Annotated in this window: 15 protein-coding genes; 10 read left to right on the top strand and 5 right to left on the bottom strand. The window is 61.4% G+C overall.

Annotated features, from left to right (window positions below):
- The first annotated feature begins 400 nt into the window (after positions 1-400).
- Entirely contained in the window at positions 401-1123 is a 723-nt protein-coding gene (locus B5X73_RS11465; protein WP_079521799.1) for a hypothetical protein, read from the top strand.
- Here B5X73_RS11465 and B5X73_RS11460 read toward each other — a convergent pair.
- On the bottom strand, positions 1100-1417 hold the full coding sequence (locus tag B5X73_RS11460; RefSeq protein ID WP_043692167.1) for a thioredoxin family protein: 318 nt from the start codon (positions 1415-1417) through the stop codon (positions 1100-1102). The two genes, B5X73_RS11465 and B5X73_RS11460, sit on opposite strands and share 24 nt — an antisense overlap.
- Positions 1418-1602: 185 nt before the next feature.
- On the opposite strand from B5X73_RS11460, the gene B5X73_RS11455 reads away from it, so the two are divergent.
- Entirely contained in the window at positions 1603-2247 is a 645-nt protein-coding gene (locus tag B5X73_RS11455; protein ID WP_079521797.1) for a hypothetical protein, read from the top strand.
- Between the two features lie 117 nt (positions 2248-2364).
- Positions 2365-2907: an energy transducer TonB gene (locus tag B5X73_RS11450; RefSeq protein ID WP_139382751.1), complete on the top strand. Its 543-nt coding sequence runs from the start codon at positions 2365-2367 to the stop codon at positions 2905-2907.
- A gap of 29 nt (positions 2908-2936) precedes the next feature.
- Here B5X73_RS11450 and B5X73_RS11445 read toward each other — a convergent pair whose 3' ends face one another.
- Positions 2937-3491: a hypothetical protein gene (locus B5X73_RS11445; RefSeq protein WP_079521795.1), complete on the bottom strand. Its 555-nt coding sequence runs from the start codon at positions 3489-3491 to the stop codon at positions 2937-2939.
- Between the two features lie 138 nt (positions 3492-3629).
- Here B5X73_RS11445 and B5X73_RS11440 point away from each other — a divergent pair, with 138 nt between their 5' ends.
- The 7 genes from B5X73_RS11440 (at position 3630) to B5X73_RS11410 (ending at position 11593) form a co-directional block, all read left to right on the top strand.
- Positions 3630-4289: a hypothetical protein gene (locus B5X73_RS11440; protein ID WP_139382750.1), complete on the top strand. Its 660-nt coding sequence runs from the start codon at positions 3630-3632 to the stop codon at positions 4287-4289.
- Between the two features lie 475 nt (positions 4290-4764).
- The gene (locus B5X73_RS11435) at positions 4765-5052 is read left to right on the top strand and encodes a hypothetical protein (protein WP_079521793.1); all 288 of its coding nucleotides are present in this window, start codon (positions 4765-4767) and stop codon (positions 5050-5052) included.
- A 227-nt stretch (positions 5053-5279) separates the two neighbouring features.
- Positions 5280-5855: a hypothetical protein gene (locus tag B5X73_RS11430; RefSeq protein ID WP_079521792.1), complete on the top strand. Its 576-nt coding sequence runs from the start codon at positions 5280-5282 to the stop codon at positions 5853-5855.
- Between the two features lie 16 nt (positions 5856-5871).
- On the top strand, positions 5872-8499 hold the full coding sequence (locus B5X73_RS11425; protein WP_079521791.1) for a T6SS phospholipase effector Tle1-like catalytic domain-containing protein: 2628 nt from the start codon (positions 5872-5874) through the stop codon (positions 8497-8499).
- Positions 8500-8602: 103 nt separating this feature from the next.
- Positions 8603-9043, top strand: a complete 441-nt coding sequence (locus B5X73_RS11420; protein ID WP_176167819.1) for a lysozyme inhibitor LprI family protein — start codon at positions 8603-8605, stop codon at positions 9041-9043.
- A 214-nt stretch (positions 9044-9257) separates the two neighbouring features.
- Positions 9258-10475 (top strand): aminotransferase class V-fold PLP-dependent enzyme, encoded by a 1218-nt coding sequence (locus B5X73_RS11415; protein WP_079521789.1) that lies wholly within the window; start codon positions 9258-9260, stop codon positions 10473-10475.
- A 182-nt stretch (positions 10476-10657) separates the two neighbouring features.
- Entirely contained in the window at positions 10658-11593 is a 936-nt protein-coding gene (locus tag B5X73_RS11410) for an alpha/beta hydrolase (RefSeq protein WP_079521788.1), read from the top strand.
- A 19-nt stretch (positions 11594-11612) separates the two neighbouring features.
- On the opposite strand, the gene B5X73_RS11405 is transcribed toward B5X73_RS11410, so the two are convergent.
- The 3 genes from B5X73_RS11405 to B5X73_RS11395 all read right to left on the bottom strand — a co-directional run bounded on the left by B5X73_RS11405 (position 11613) and on the right by B5X73_RS11395 (position 13472).
- Positions 11613-12107 (bottom strand): SRPBCC family protein, encoded by a 495-nt coding sequence (locus B5X73_RS11405; protein WP_079521787.1) that lies wholly within the window; start codon positions 12105-12107, stop codon positions 11613-11615.
- Positions 12091-12447 (bottom strand): ArsR/SmtB family transcription factor, encoded by a 357-nt coding sequence (locus tag B5X73_RS11400; RefSeq protein ID WP_079521786.1) that lies wholly within the window; start codon positions 12445-12447, stop codon positions 12091-12093. Before B5X73_RS11400 ends, B5X73_RS11405 begins: the two co-directional genes overlap by 17 nt.
- Before the next feature lie 125 nt (positions 12448-12572).
- Positions 12573-13472, bottom strand: a complete 900-nt coding sequence (locus tag B5X73_RS11395; RefSeq protein WP_079521785.1) for a restriction endonuclease — start codon at positions 13470-13472, stop codon at positions 12573-12575.
- Between the last annotated feature and the right edge of the window lie 126 nt (positions 13473-13598).

Here is a 13598-nt window from a genome sequence, read left to right as displayed (position 1 = left end):
ACGCCAGCCAACCTGGAGAAGGCATTGGCCATCAGGCTGGACCATGGGGATCGCAACTACGGCTACACCGGACCTACCCTGGACGGCGGATGGTCGTTTTCGATCCTGTTTCTTGCCCCGGACGGGCCTACGAAAGCCGTCGTGCTGATGTTCGAGAACAATGATGTGTCAGCGTCGTCAGCGCCCGCTTGCCTGATGGATCTGGAGAGCACGCGAGCCGCATGGCGGGCAGCGGGCTACCGCGAGTCGGAAGATCGAGGCGAAATCGGCCAATTCCTTGCGTTGCTCTATTACAAGAGCGACGTCGAGGTAAACATAGACGCGCGGCGCATCCTGGTAGACGGCGAGCGTAAGTGCATCGGCATGGTGACTGTTACCGGATAAGCCCCAAGGAGGGGACATGACAAAGTTTGAGCCCGCGCTGGATGCAGCTGTGGCGTATTTTGCAAATCAGCCAGGAGTGACGCCGGATCAGGTGAGTCAGCTCCGGAGCACGATTGAAGCCGATCAGGACGTCCTGAAGGGACTTAGGCGTCTGGCATCGACGGGGCACTTGAATGGCTTCGCACCGTCGAACGCGAGCGTTCCCGTCGGTGCCCTCGACCTCAGGAGCGGAGTTGTGGCTTTGCCCGCAACGGCGCTCGACGGCTCGAGCGACGGCGCTGGAAACAGCGACCTCCATTCGGTCCTGCGTGTTCAACGAATGGTCGGCGAGATGTCAGCGTCCACATACCCGGATGCGCAGGGAAGGTCGAGGCATGTCTCTGCCGATATGGTCGACAACCTTCAGGATGTGCTGAACGGCTCACCCGTGCTGGCCGGACAGATCAAGCGCGCGGCTAGCACTCCGGATCCTGCCTCACCAGGAAGTCGGCTTCTGGACCACATATCGGTAATGAAGAGCTCCGGTGGGACCGGTGGATCCTACGACGGCGACAAGCACACGATGAACATTCCATCGACGGCGCTGATCTCGAGATCGTTTACCGCAGATCATGGGGACTTCAGGTCTGGAAGCCTGACCTTTGTCATCGGCCACGAAGTACAGCATGCGCCATCGACCCAGGCGATCCAGGTCAATCGAGGTTCTCCGTGTGCCTCATTCGGGTTCGCCCTGAATTAGCTTGCGGATCCTTTCCGAGGATCGGACCCCTATTTCTTTTGCTACTAGTCGGCCGTTCTTGAATACTAAAGTTGCAGGAACACCCGTTACTCCATATTTTGCCGCTACGTCGCGGCAATCGTCGACGCTGGCTTCAACTATTCTGACGGACTCGGCAGCGGCGGCGGATTCGGCATCCGGTGCCGCCGTGATACCAGGTCTGTTCCAGTCCGCATTGAAGTAGCAAACTAAAACGTTCTCGCCCGTAAGGGCAATATAGTCCGACAGGGTCTTGTCGTCTGAGAGCTTGTCCATTGTCTGTTGCTCCTGAGGCGCTCGGCTGCTGTTAGCCGAGATCATTAAATCACGGCGATCCGGCGTTTGCCGCGTGGTCGGCCGTCTGGCCGAATGCGAAAACGGCAAGGTCAAACAAACGTGTCTGTATTTGCGATTCGAGATACAGATATGCTCTGCAGCCGTCTCCAGTAAGGTCGATATCAGTGAGATCGAGCCTCCTTGTATGCTTATTCCTTACGGCTTGGGTAACCGGCCCGGCCTCAGCCAAAGACCTCGGCGTAGCGCCTCTCACCGGCCCCGACCTCGAAGACGTCACCACCTACTACGACAACGGCGCCCAGCTTCTCAAAGGCCTCGAATACCGCGACGAATACGGTAACTTCCGCATCCTCGCCTTCGGCGCGAACAAGCAAGGTCCCAAGCTCGAGCCGAACGACTACGTCACCCTTCACGCCTACGGCTTTATCCAGGACCACGGCGGCTATGACACCCGGTGGGAGATCAAGGACAACAACGGCAGTGAGCTCTGCGGCTTGCGGTTGCTGACGCCCCTGGTCGACGTCATCGATGCCGGCGACGGGAACGCCCTGGTCACGGTCCCCTACTGGACGGCTTGCGATGGCCTCGACGCTACCGTCGTCAAGCTGATCATGGTCTACAAGGACAAGAAGTACGCCATCCGGGGCAGCCTGCCGAACCAGTCGAGCGACGAGATCACTCGTACGCCGGGCGACAGCTTCAAGACTCTGCCGGACGTCGTCCAGAAGACCGCGCTTGCCTATTACGCCAGGGTAGAGGCGGCCGCGAAGAAGGCGGCAAGCTGGACAGACCCCTCCGCAGGAAATTGAGGTCGCCGTAGGCGGTCTTCGCGGGGTAAGGTTTGAAGCAAGGGGTCGCGACGAGCGCGGCGATCCGACGGTGGTCTGACTCGATCTGCCCAAGGAGGATGCATGAGAGGACGAACGATGCGTATGGCAAAGCGGGAGCCATCCCGTTCATTGCTGATCTTGATCGTGCTGACGCTGGCCTTAAGTGGCTGCACGACCGCGCCGACGACCGCGCCTCACGAGCCGCCAGACAACGGGAAAGGCGCCGTCAGCTACCAGCTGATCCCTGCCATGTCGGCTGGCCAGTTGCAGCTCAAGCGCGACCAGCATGCCTACGGCGCTCAGCCCGTCGAGCACGATGCGCCGACCTATCCCGCCGCACTGATAAGCAAGAAGCTCCCGCCCGAAACCATAAGCGTCAAGGCGATCGTCGGTGAGGACGGGCGCGTCACCGAGGTCAGGGATCTCGATGCGTCAGCCGAAGCGGTGCACGAGGCCTTCTTCGCGGCATGCCAGCAGGCCGTGATGCAGTGGAAGTACTCACCGATGACGGTGGTGCAGGATGTCGATGATGGCAAGGGGAACATTCGCCAGGTGGAAAAGCATGCGCCTTTCAGTCTGGACTATGCGTTTCGGTTTGAGCTCGTCGATGGCAAGCCGCGGGTGACCGGGGGTCAGTAGTCGATGCTCATGCGCGGAAAATGTGCAGGCTACTTCTTCGGCACGTCATCCAACGTCATAAACATCTCCATCCCCGCCCAGTTCTCCGTCACACCACTAAGCACCCGACCATCGCACGCGTATGTCGTCTCAGTGGTGGTCGATTGCGCACGCACCTGGCTCGGATCGGTGACGTCGTAGTTGGTAATCACGCGGTAGTCGACAAAACGTGCGCGCCGGGCGGAAAGTATCTCCACGCCCGTCGTCGGGCTGGTCTGTTTTCCCCACACGTTGCCGTTCTTCTCGATGGGCGTACTCGACCAGGCTTTCAGGTCATCCTTCATGGCGTCGAGCCTGGCCTTGCACGCAGCGAAGCTTTCCATGCCGGTGTGTCTGAAGGGCAGCTTGAGCGCTTTGAGGAATCTCGGTGACGACAGGTCGGCGGAGGCATTAAGGCTTCCGAGCGCATTGAGCGCCCGGGTGCCGATGGCGGGAATATCGACGCGTTTGGGCGGGGCTTCTGCCGCGGCAGCGAAGGGCAGGGTGGCTGCAAGGACGAGCAGGGTTAGCCGCGAGCGCGCCTGGGGTGTCGTTCCCGATGCCATGTAAGTCACTCCTTTGATGTGCCGCCGAAATGTACCGCATGGTGTTCGATTTTTTCTCAAGCCGCGGGCGATTGTTCAGCCCATAGGCAGGTCCCTTACCCAGGCGGCATACTTGCCGCCCATCAAGGGGAGGGGAATATGGCGTACGGAAAACGATGGGCACTAGCACTGACGATGGCCACGCTGCTCGGCAGCGGCTATGCATCGGCGCAGCGCGACGATCCTGACTATCCGCCTGTCGTGCCTCCCCCGGGGACCGTCGTCGCCAGCCCCGAAGCCGTCCTGACGAAGCTCTTCGGTAAGCCCATTGGCTGGATCATCAAAGCGACAGGTGACCTCGATGGTGACGGGCGCGACGACTGGGCGGGTGTCGTCCAGTGGGATGCCTCGTCGGTGAATCAGGCGCAGCTCTTCATTCTGCTGCAACGGGCCGACGGAACGTTCGTCCTTACGGAGCAGTCCAGGGCGTCGGACACGTACCGTGCCGGCGTCGAGGATCTGACCATCGAGGACCGTGGTGTATTGACTCTCCAGTACAGCGTGTCCTGTTCAGCCACCTGCCACGCTGGGGTCAAGCTGCACTACAAGTTCTACAAAGGTGCCTGGACACTCGTGGGCAGTGATGAGGAGTCCTTCGAGACGGACTCCCAGGCCGAAACCCGCTATTCGACGAACTTCCTCACCGGGCGTACGGTCACGGACGTGATAGCAAGCAACGGAAAGGTCGCATCGTCGACCGTGGGACATACCGATAAAAGGCCCGCCCTGTTGCACGACGTAAGCGTGTTCGGCAATTAACGACCACAAGATCGGTTGCGCCTACAGACAACCGCAAGTTGATTTGCTAGTTTCACCCCGTTGCCTGCGTCGTCGCTGTCGAAGCCTCGCAGGCAACCATCGCTTAAAGCGGTGAGAAGCGCGGCCCAAGGGTGCTACCAACACCAGAGGGCCGCTGACCACAATAAACTCTAGGAAGTGCATCGTGGCTACCCCCGATCATACGGTACTCGCTCGCCCGCCGGATCCCCCCGGCGACAACCCCACCGGTCACCGGGACGTCTGCCGACCTCGCAGACACGGTTGAAGAACCGCGGCCGCAGCCGTTGAACCGCAAAGCGCGCTGACGCCGCCACACACTTCGTCAATCACGCCGCCCCGGCGCCTGGTCGCAGGCAGCCGATGAACCCGCGAATCCGTTTGATCCGCGGCACGCCCGGTTGTGCCTGGCGTGCCGCACCTGGAAACGCGAGAGGCGGCTAGCAAGGAGACTGCGATGTCGGTATCGAAGGAACATCAGACAGAAGGTCCGCTGTGCTATCACGCGGATCCGGAAGCAACGGCGCATGCGCTGTTGAATGAAGCGACCGAGTGGCTTCAGTTTGCGCGCGGGCTTACAGGGCTATTGGCGGATCTGATTCATGAGGCGGATTCGGTGGATTGCCGGCGCATGGCGCTGGGGCTCGAGGCCATCGGCGCGCTGACGAATATGGGGGTGCAGTGTGCCGCGCAGGCGCATGTGCGGATGTGTTGGAAGCAGGCGAGGGCGGAGTCCTCGCCCTGATTGGTGGAGCGAAGCGTTTTCCCTTGCCCCCACTTGGCCCGCCTATAAAGGGACTGCATATAAAGACACGCAAGCTATAGGGTGAGGTTTATCCCAATTTCATGACGGAGCCTCCCGAATGACTGTTTGCCAGCCATGTGCCTCGGTAGACTGTGTCTAAGTACTCGTCCTTCAGGACCCTGTCCGGTTCCGAAGGCGCAGAAACACGCCGATAAGGAGAATCGCAGATGCCATCCTATAAGCCACTTCCCGAATTAGCAGGGCCCCTTTACGGAAAGGACCCTTGGCCGCTGAAGTTCCACACGCACGGGTTTGGTGCGGCATGCTTCAACACGATGGCCTGCAGTCTCATCTACAACAATCACCAGTTCGGGACCCGGCGACGAGATCGCGATGGGGAGCTTCGCGATAAGCCCTCGGGTCCGATGCCATTTGAGAACTGGCGGGATGAATGGAACGGAAGCCACAGCATCAGCCCCGTAGAGGGGCAAACGTTTCCCGGCCCAGTCGAGATTGAATGGGTGTCTCTAGACGGACAGGAGCACGCACTTTCCATCGACTTGGACAAGATGTTCGAGGACCGCCTGATCCGGCATAAGGTGGCTCGCGAAGAAATTAAAGAGGCATGGCTCGATGCAAAATCGATACATCCGGAGGTGCCGGACATCCTCGTTGAAGTGAACGACCGGACAGTGTCGGTCTTTATGCGTGCTTTGGTCGCAACCGAGGCTCAACAAGTTCCTGGGAATGACTTCAGTCGTCTCCGCAACGATCTGATGATGGTGTGGACCCGCACCTACTGAGCAGGGAGAGCTCGAAATGACCGATTCACGTGTAAGTATCGATGGCCTTCCGAACGATGGGGTAGGGCATACCGTAGCAACAGCTGAGCAGCTGGCTCGATATGGAGAGGCGAGCAAGGCGCTGAGCGAATTTCGTGTCCCTGTCCTTCTCAATGCAGATAACCGGCATGAGAGGCTTGTCGTTGTTGCCTTCGATGGCACTGGGAATAACAAGTTTAAGGATCCTTTGCATGCAACGAACGTCGCAAAGATCTCGGACCAAATCGATGAACTGAATCGATCGGGAAATCGTCAACTTTACGGTCGGTATATCGAAGGTCCTGGGACTCAAGATGGCTGGCTGGCATCAAGTTCGGATTCTGCCGTCGGTCACACTTACCGTCAGAACATAGTGGAAGCCTACGACGACATTGTTCGTAAGGCTAATGAATGGAAGGCACGCGATCCTGAGGCTACGGTAAGGGTTCACAGCATCGGCTTCAGCCGTGGTGCAAGTCAGGCCGCAGGCTTTACTCGATATCTTCATGAGCAAGGTATTCCCGACCTGCAAAGTGAGATTCGTGCCACGGATGGCAGTCTTTCCTACGCTCGATACATTGCCGAACCTGGCAAGACGATTCAGTCAGTGGGGCTATTCGACCCTGTGGCTACCGGTGTTCCCATGCGTTTTGATCGACGCCTTCCGCCGTCGGTCGTATCGGGCTTTCAAATCACTTCGTCCGACGAATTGCGCGCTACGTTCCCCTCGGACCAGATCATTCGTCCCGGGCTTTCGGAGGACGGCCGGTTCCTGAACGTCATGGTGCCTGGTGCACATTCCGACGTCGGGGGCGGCTACCAGCGTGACGGTCTGTCCATTCGTTGCGGCAACCTCATGCGCGACTACTGCAACGCCCTGAGCGACAAGCCCTACCTGCAAAAGGAGTTCGAGCCGACGGATGAGCGCTATAACGTTCTTCATCGATCAAGCGAAGGCAAGTTTATCTTCCGGGCCGACCCACGCGTTGGTGTTCGTGGAGAGCCGAGCGGAACCAACGAGAGACTCGCACCGCGCAACGTGACGGGTGCTGGCGATGCGCCGCATCGGCCCGAGGCGGTGAGCGCGGAGCTGAATGAAGGGCTCGTCAGGCGTCGGGTAGTTATCGCACCTGGCAATATGGAGTCCGGTAGAGCATCCATTCCTTCTGCTACCGCAGAGCAAATCGCTGAAGCCGGAAAATCGGTGCCGTTCGGCCCCACGCTGCGTCGCGTCGTCGGGGGCGTCGCAACCGTTGCCGACGTTGGGCATACGGCTCACCAGATCTCAGGCTCGATCGGCGATGGCAACATGACAGCGGCGACATCCCAAGGGCTTCATTTCGCCAGCCGCAACGTCGGTGGCTGGGCCGGCGCCGAGGTCTTCGGTACCGCAGCTGCGGCAGCTGGCGTCGAGTCGGGGCCAGGTCTGTTTGTCGCCGGTGCCGTCGGAATGACGGTCGGGTTCATTGGTGGCGGCAGGATCGGTGACGAGATCGATCAATATCGGATCAATCATCAGTCGGACACACAAGGTAATACATGGCGCAGTGACGAGAAACTTGGATGGATACGCGACATTCCACCGTTACCTGAAACGCCTCAAGGTCAGCGTCTGATCGCCGCTGACACGCTGTCTAGCCAATTGTCATACCGGGCAGCCAACACGGCAACGGAACTAGCTCTGGCAAAAGAGTACTCACCGCGTGACCCCTTCACGCAGCCGGCCGCTGCGGGCGACACACCAAGCCTGCGGGATGCCCCCTGGACGCGTGACCCGCAGACCCATCAGTGGTCCAGGCACGTCGTTGATGGCGTCCTGGAGCATGGGATGACAAGTTCCCACATGGAGGTCGCGACACCGCAGCGAGCTTCGGATCTCGAACTGCTCGCAAAGCAGACCGTTCAGCGGAACGCCGCCGAGTCGCCGATCGGTGTAGCGCAACGCTACGCATCTGTTTACGAGCAGAACGGTTGGATGATGCATGGCCCGATGCCAGAAGCCGTGCACCACGCGCTGGCCGCGCCAACAGACAAAATTCTTGCCTCGGATGGAAAGACGTACACCCACGGCAAGGATGGTGAATGGTCCAGGCCCGGAATGATCTACGGTACCAACCCCGCAGATGCCCGTACAACGGAAGAACTCAATCTGGCCGAGCGCACCGTCAGCGACATGAAGCGTGCGCTGCCGACACGCCTGGACGACCCTGCCCATCCTGACAATGTTTTCTTCAAGCAAGTCCACGGTCACGTCGCGGCTCTGGATCGGAACATGGGCCGCACACCTGATCAGCACACCGACCAGATAGCTTCGGCCCTGACGGTTCAGGCCCGCGCTGACGGTTTGAAGCGCGTCGACCAAGTTGCTCTGTCCACGACAGGCGACGCTATGTGGGCGGTGCAGACCCCGCCAGGCCGGAGCGACCACCTGTTTGACTTGCAGACGAAGGTGCCGACCGCGGAGGCTAATACCCCCATGGAGCAAAGCGCAGCCAAATGGCCTGAAGCCATGCAGCAATTCCAGGGGCATGAGCAGGCGCAGCAGCAGACCCAGCAACGCGCAATGGATCGGCAGCAGGCCGAGACCCAGGCTCAGGGTGCGGCGGGGCCGTCCATGGCGCGGTAGGGCGCCTTCTTGCCGTTCGTTCAAGTCGGTGTCGTGGGGTTGATCGATGGTGGGCGGCTGCTTACTCTCGCCGCTCACACCCCGAAATGCTAAGGAACGGCCGATGGATGAAGTGGCCCGTCTGTTAACGCCCGCGCCTGGGCGAGCCCGTTGTTCGTTCCTTTGCGTTGCCGTGGCAGTGACCGCGACCGCATATGCTCAGCCATCCATAGCCGAGCAGCCAAAGTCGCATTTGCGACAGGCATACACGGATTGCGTCGGCGGAAGTGCGCCGACGACAGCCGCTGTGCTCCAGTGCGCGCATGTCGAGTTTGCTTATCAGGACAAGCGGCTTAACTGGAATTACCGGGCGCTGATGTCCCGCCTTTCCTCTGACGAGAAGGACCGTCTTCGGAGCGAAGAGCGGGAATGGATAGGGCGAAAGAGCACGAAGTGTGTATTGCCCGATAATCCCGGAACTGCCGACCAGATCGTGGCGGCGGATTGCGAGGTCAACGAGACCGAGGCGCGCGCGACGGAGTTGGAGCAGCGCCTTCGCAAGTAAGTCACATAACCGTTTGCGGGACCGGCGGCCGACCTCTGTAGACGGCGGTCATGGCTGCCGCGGTTTTGCGCTGTTCCGAGACTGACGCATCCGTCAGGCCGTCAAGCGTGATGAGGTGAAGGGGTGTTGGTCAGGACTGACCCGATACCAGTACGGAACTAAACTTACCGAGGCGAGGTAACATTCCCCGTCCCGAGCCAGCAAGGATTCCGCCATGCCCCCCGCGCCAGGCATCCCCCCGATCCCTCGGGATGCCCTGCAACTCCCAGCCGACGTCCTCTGGCTGGCGCATTGCAAGGATGGCCCCATCCCTCGCGTCGCGGCGGAGGGTGTACGTGCGCTGTTGGAAACCGAACTCGAGCCTTGGAACTTACGCTGGGAGGAAGACTTCCTCGACGTCCAGGCGCGCTTGCGTCACGCGAGCGCGGCGTTCTTCGCCGTCGACGAAGCCGACATCAGCCTCGTCGCCTGCACGTCGGCAGGGCTGGAAGCGATCTCGCTGGGGTATCCGTGGCAATCGGGTGACGAGGTGCTTATCCCCGCCGGGGAGTTCTCGAGCAATCGCCTTCCCTGGCTGGCGCTATCAGCTCGCGGCGTCGTCTGCCGCGAGGTGGAGCTGTGGCCAGACCAGTTGGCGGCCAACCCCGCACCGCCCACGCCCGGCATCGAGCCCGAGCAACGCCTGCTCGATGCGATCACGCCGCATACGCGACTGATGTCGGTGTCATGGATCCGCTTTCAGGACGGCACACGGCTCGATCTGGATCGTCTGGGGCAGGGCTGTGCCGCTCGTGGCGTGCATCTCGTGGTCGACGGTATCCAGGGTGCTGGCACGATGGTCCCTTCGCTTACGCATGTGGATGCCTTCGTCAGTGGCGGTCACAAGGGCCTGCTCGGCACGCAGGGGCAAGGCGTGATGTGGACCCGTCCGACGTTTCGCCAGCGGTTGGTGCCTCTCGGTACATGGCTGTCCGCGCCCGCGGCGTTCTCACAGTCGGGCACGCAGGCGGCCGCGGGCGACGTCTGGGCGAGTGACGGACGGCGGTTGGAGGCGGGTAGCCCGTCGATTCTTTCGTGTGGCGCGCTCGGTCATTCCGTGCAGCTGTTGCTCGACAGCGGCGGCGCGCGCGCTATCCAGGCGCACGTCATGGCGTTGCAACGGCTGTTACTGGAACGACTGCTTCCCTACGAGGAGTGGTCACACGACGTCGCGCGTCTTCAGGGCTTGCTGGAAGCCGACAGACTCGGACCGACCTTGTCGTTTCGTGTCGAGGACGATCGTGCCGAGCGGCTTCTCGCGGCAGCGGCGAAGCAGAAGATCGGTACGAGTACACGCGAGGGCTACCTTCGCGTGGCGTTGCACGGCTGGCATTCGGTGAAAGATGTCGAGCGGACGGTGGCGTGGCTGACGCAAGTGGACATCCCCCGCTAAGCACGTCCATCCGCCAGCGGCTCCCTGTTCTCGGTCGCTTCCTGACAATTCATCCGGGCTGATACTCCGCATGGGGGATCGAAGACGCTGTCCCGCACGCCCGTCGCCTCGTAAAAGCCAGAAAGCCGACAGGCATTCACCCGAGGCGGCGCCCAGAATCGGAAAAAACGAGAGGGGACGTCGTGAACATCCGGATCATCAGCCTGTTTCTTATCGCGTTTGCCGCAAACGTAAACGCAGGCACCGATGTCTGGCAGCCCACCGCCGGACACACGCAAATACCGTTGTGGCCGGAAGCGCCGCCCGCGGCGACGCCTATGCCCGGTCCGGAATATGTCAGGACGAGCACGAAGCCGTTCGGCGGCAAACCGATGGTAACCGTCAGCAACGTGTCGCAGCCCACCATGACGGTCTACACACCGAAAGGCGAGAATACGGGTGCTGCAGTCGTCGTATTTCCGGGAGGTGGCTTCGAGATTCTGGCCATGGATCTCGAGGGCACCGAAGCATGCGACTGGCTGACGTCCCGGGGCATCACGTGCGTGCTGGTGAAGTATCGCGTGCCGAGTCTGCCCTATGTGGCGGCTTGCGATTGCCGCCCGCACAACCGCGCGCTGTCGACGCCGTCGTTGCAGGATGCGCAAAGGACCATGCGACTGGTGCGCTCGCATGCGGCGGAGTGGAAGGTCGATCCGCACAAGATCGGCGTGCTGGGCTTTTCGGCGGGTGGCTTTCTGGTGGCGGAAATCAGCACGGTTTTCGACCGCAAACTATACGCGCCGGTGGATGCTGCCGATAAGGAAAGTGCCCGGCCGGATTTCGCCATGCTGATCTACCCGGGGCATCTCGCCACGGACGACGACAAAGCCAATCCCAATCTTCCGATCACCGCCCATGTGCCGCCGTCATTTCTTGTCCAGGCGGAGGACGACTACACGGACGGCGTGCATCAGTCGCTGGTCTACTACGCCGCGCTGGCCAGGGAGCACGTGCCCGCGGAAATGCACCTGTATGCACAGGGCGGGCACGCGTTTGGCCTGCGGTCGACGAACCTGCCGATCAATGGATGGCCCGCACTGGCCGAAGCCTGGATGCGGACGATCGGTATCACCCACTGAAAACGCATGCTCTGGCGGATCACTCCCCCGCTGCGAGCAACTCGTCCAGCTGCGCAAATTGTTCCGGCAGGCCTTCCGCCGAGCCAGCGATCGCCTCGTCGCGCGCCGCTTCCGTCGGATACAGTTCGTGCAGGGTGACCAGCGTCTTGCCGTCCTTTTCTTCGAACGTCACGGTGGTCAGCGCGCCCTGGTCGCTTTCTTCGTTCGTCCATACGAGCCGCGTGTTCTCGGTCACTTCCTTGTACGTACCGAAGAACGCCATCGGCTGATCGAAGGCCGGATGTTTGAACACCAGGCGATACGTGCCGCCGGTGCGGATGTCCATGTCGCCCGAGACCAGCGACATGCCGGCGGACTTCGGAATCCACCAGCGTTTGAACAGCTCGGGGTTGCGCCACGCCTCGAACACGAGGTGCACCGGCGCATCGAACGTGCGCGTCACAACGAGCTCGCGGTCGCCTTTGCGTTCCACGGCGGTGCGCTTGCTTGCGGCTGAACTACCTTCGCTTGCCATTGGCCTTCTCCTCGCGTTTAAGGTGGTCGACGATTTCATCCAGCGCGTCGAAGCGCGCGCTCCAGAGTTCGCGGTGCCGCTCGATCCAGGCGGCTTCTTCTTCCAGCTGACGCATCCCCAGTTTGCAGGTGCGCACGCGCCCGACCTTCTCCGTGGTCACGAGCCCCGCCTCTTCCAGAATGCTGACGTGCTTGCCCATGCCGGTAAGGGTCATGTGGAAACGTTGGGCGAGGTCGCTGACCGAGGCGTCCGAACGGCCAAGCTGCTCCAGCACGCCGCGTCGGGTGACGTCGGAGAGGGCGGCGAAGGTGGCGTCGAGGCGGGCTTGATAGTGAACCATGTGGTTCACTGTATGCCCCGGTCGGTGGGTTTGCAATACCTCGGGGCCCTGGTCACAACGGCGGCATGGCGTCTGAGAACTTTGCCGGCGCCGCCGTTTGGTGGTCGCTCCGATTCGCTTTCAGGTCACTGGGTGCCGAGTTCGGGAGTCGTCTTCTCCAGGATCTTCATCGCTTTTGCGTTCTCGGCTTGCCAGGTCGCGATGTCGGCGTCGGAAGTCGGCGTCGACCCGGTGGACACCGGCGTGCCGTCGGGTCTCGTGATCGGCGGCCGGGGCGCGGCGGTCGGCTGGGTCATGGCCGCGTAGCTTTGGTGCGACACCACGGGTGGCGTGGCGAGCCGGGACGAGTAGTAGTCGCTGGGTCGAGTCGCAAAATGACGTGTCGGCGCGGCGGCGTTGGCGCGTGCATTGGCGACACCTTGTGAGGTGGACTGGATGATGGACTTACCCATGTTGTCCAGGACGCGCGGGATGGACAGGTAGCTGATAAGCAGTACCGCGACGACGGCGAGAACCGCGATGATCGGCGTGCCGGACGCCGACGCGGATACCCGCGGTCGTTTACGACCGGCCGTCACCCAGCTCGGCCTGTCATCCAGCGGCGGCATGTCCACCTCGGGGATCGGCCCGAGCATGCTACGTATCTCCGCACCACCGATCAGCTGGATCGGCATGAACTTCGCCGCCGACCGCATGGCGTGATCGGTGAACTCGCCGGAGGAGATCAGGATGGCGCGCTGTGCACCCTCCGTGTGCATCACGCCGATCAGTTCATGCACCGCGTTATGCGGCACCTGTCCCGTGTTCCAGTGCTTGCACTGCACGACGATGTATTCGCCGTCGCGGTACAGCTTGAGGTCGATACCGCCATCGGCCATGGCGTAGCCAACACCCGTGCCGGAGTGATCCACCCGGTAGCCTTGCCCACGGTAGTACTCGGCGACGCGTCGCTCGAAGTCGTCCCAACGCACCTGGGTGAGCGGGTCGCTCCAGCGCGAGCGGACGGGTTTCCAGCGGCGGCTCATGGGCCTGCGCCTGATCTGTTCAACGCCATGTCTTCCCCTGACGTCCGGGTGTCGAAGGTTTCGCGCACGGTCCGGGCGTTCCAGGTCGATGGTACTCAGGCGGCGACGCGGTGGGCAATGATCATG

Source organism: Luteibacter sp. 22Crub2.1 (assembly GCF_900167995.1).
Taxonomy (GTDB): domain Bacteria; phylum Pseudomonadota; class Gammaproteobacteria; order Xanthomonadales; family Rhodanobacteraceae; genus Luteibacter; species Luteibacter mycovicinus.
The sequence above is the reverse complement of the archived record's forward strand: the minus strand, read 5'-3'. Positions and strand labels throughout refer to the sequence as shown.

Excerpts from the sequence above, each read along its gene's own strand:
- B5X73_RS11445 (WP_079521795.1), bottom strand. The coding sequence starts at position 3,491 with ATGGCATCGGGAACGACACCCCAGGCGCGCTCGCGGCTAACCCTGCTC.
- B5X73_RS11435 (WP_079521793.1), top strand. The coding sequence starts at position 4,765 with ATGTCGGTATCGAAGGAACATCAGACAGAAGGTCCGCTGTGCTATCAC.
- B5X73_RS11460 (WP_043692167.1), bottom strand. The coding sequence starts at position 1,417 with ATGGACAAGCTCTCAGACGACAAGACCCTGTCGGACTATATTGCCCTT.
- B5X73_RS11465 (WP_079521799.1), top strand. The coding sequence starts at position 401 with ATGACAAAGTTTGAGCCCGCGCTGGATGCAGCTGTGGCGTATTTTGCA.
- B5X73_RS11450 (WP_139382751.1), top strand. The coding sequence starts at position 2,365 with ATGCGTATGGCAAAGCGGGAGCCATCCCGTTCATTGCTGATCTTGATC.
- B5X73_RS11395 (WP_079521785.1), bottom strand. The coding sequence starts at position 13,472 with ATGAGCCGCCGCTGGAAACCCGTCCGCTCGCGCTGGAGCGACCCGCTC.
- B5X73_RS11420 (WP_176167819.1), top strand. The coding sequence starts at position 8,603 with ATGGATGAAGTGGCCCGTCTGTTAACGCCCGCGCCTGGGCGAGCCCGT.
- B5X73_RS11415 (WP_079521789.1), top strand. The coding sequence starts at position 9,258 with ATGCCCCCCGCGCCAGGCATCCCCCCGATCCCTCGGGATGCCCTGCAA.
- B5X73_RS11400 (WP_079521786.1), bottom strand. The coding sequence starts at position 12,447 with ATGGTTCACTATCAAGCCCGCCTCGACGCCACCTTCGCCGCCCTCTCC.
- B5X73_RS11430 (WP_079521792.1), top strand. The coding sequence starts at position 5,280 with ATGCCATCCTATAAGCCACTTCCCGAATTAGCAGGGCCCCTTTACGGA.
- B5X73_RS11425 (WP_079521791.1), top strand. The coding sequence starts at position 5,872 with ATGACCGATTCACGTGTAAGTATCGATGGCCTTCCGAACGATGGGGTA.
- B5X73_RS11440 (WP_139382750.1), top strand. The coding sequence starts at position 3,630 with ATGGCGTACGGAAAACGATGGGCACTAGCACTGACGATGGCCACGCTG.
- B5X73_RS11405 (WP_079521787.1), bottom strand. The coding sequence starts at position 12,107 with ATGGCAAGCGAAGGTAGTTCAGCCGCAAGCAAGCGCACCGCCGTGGAA.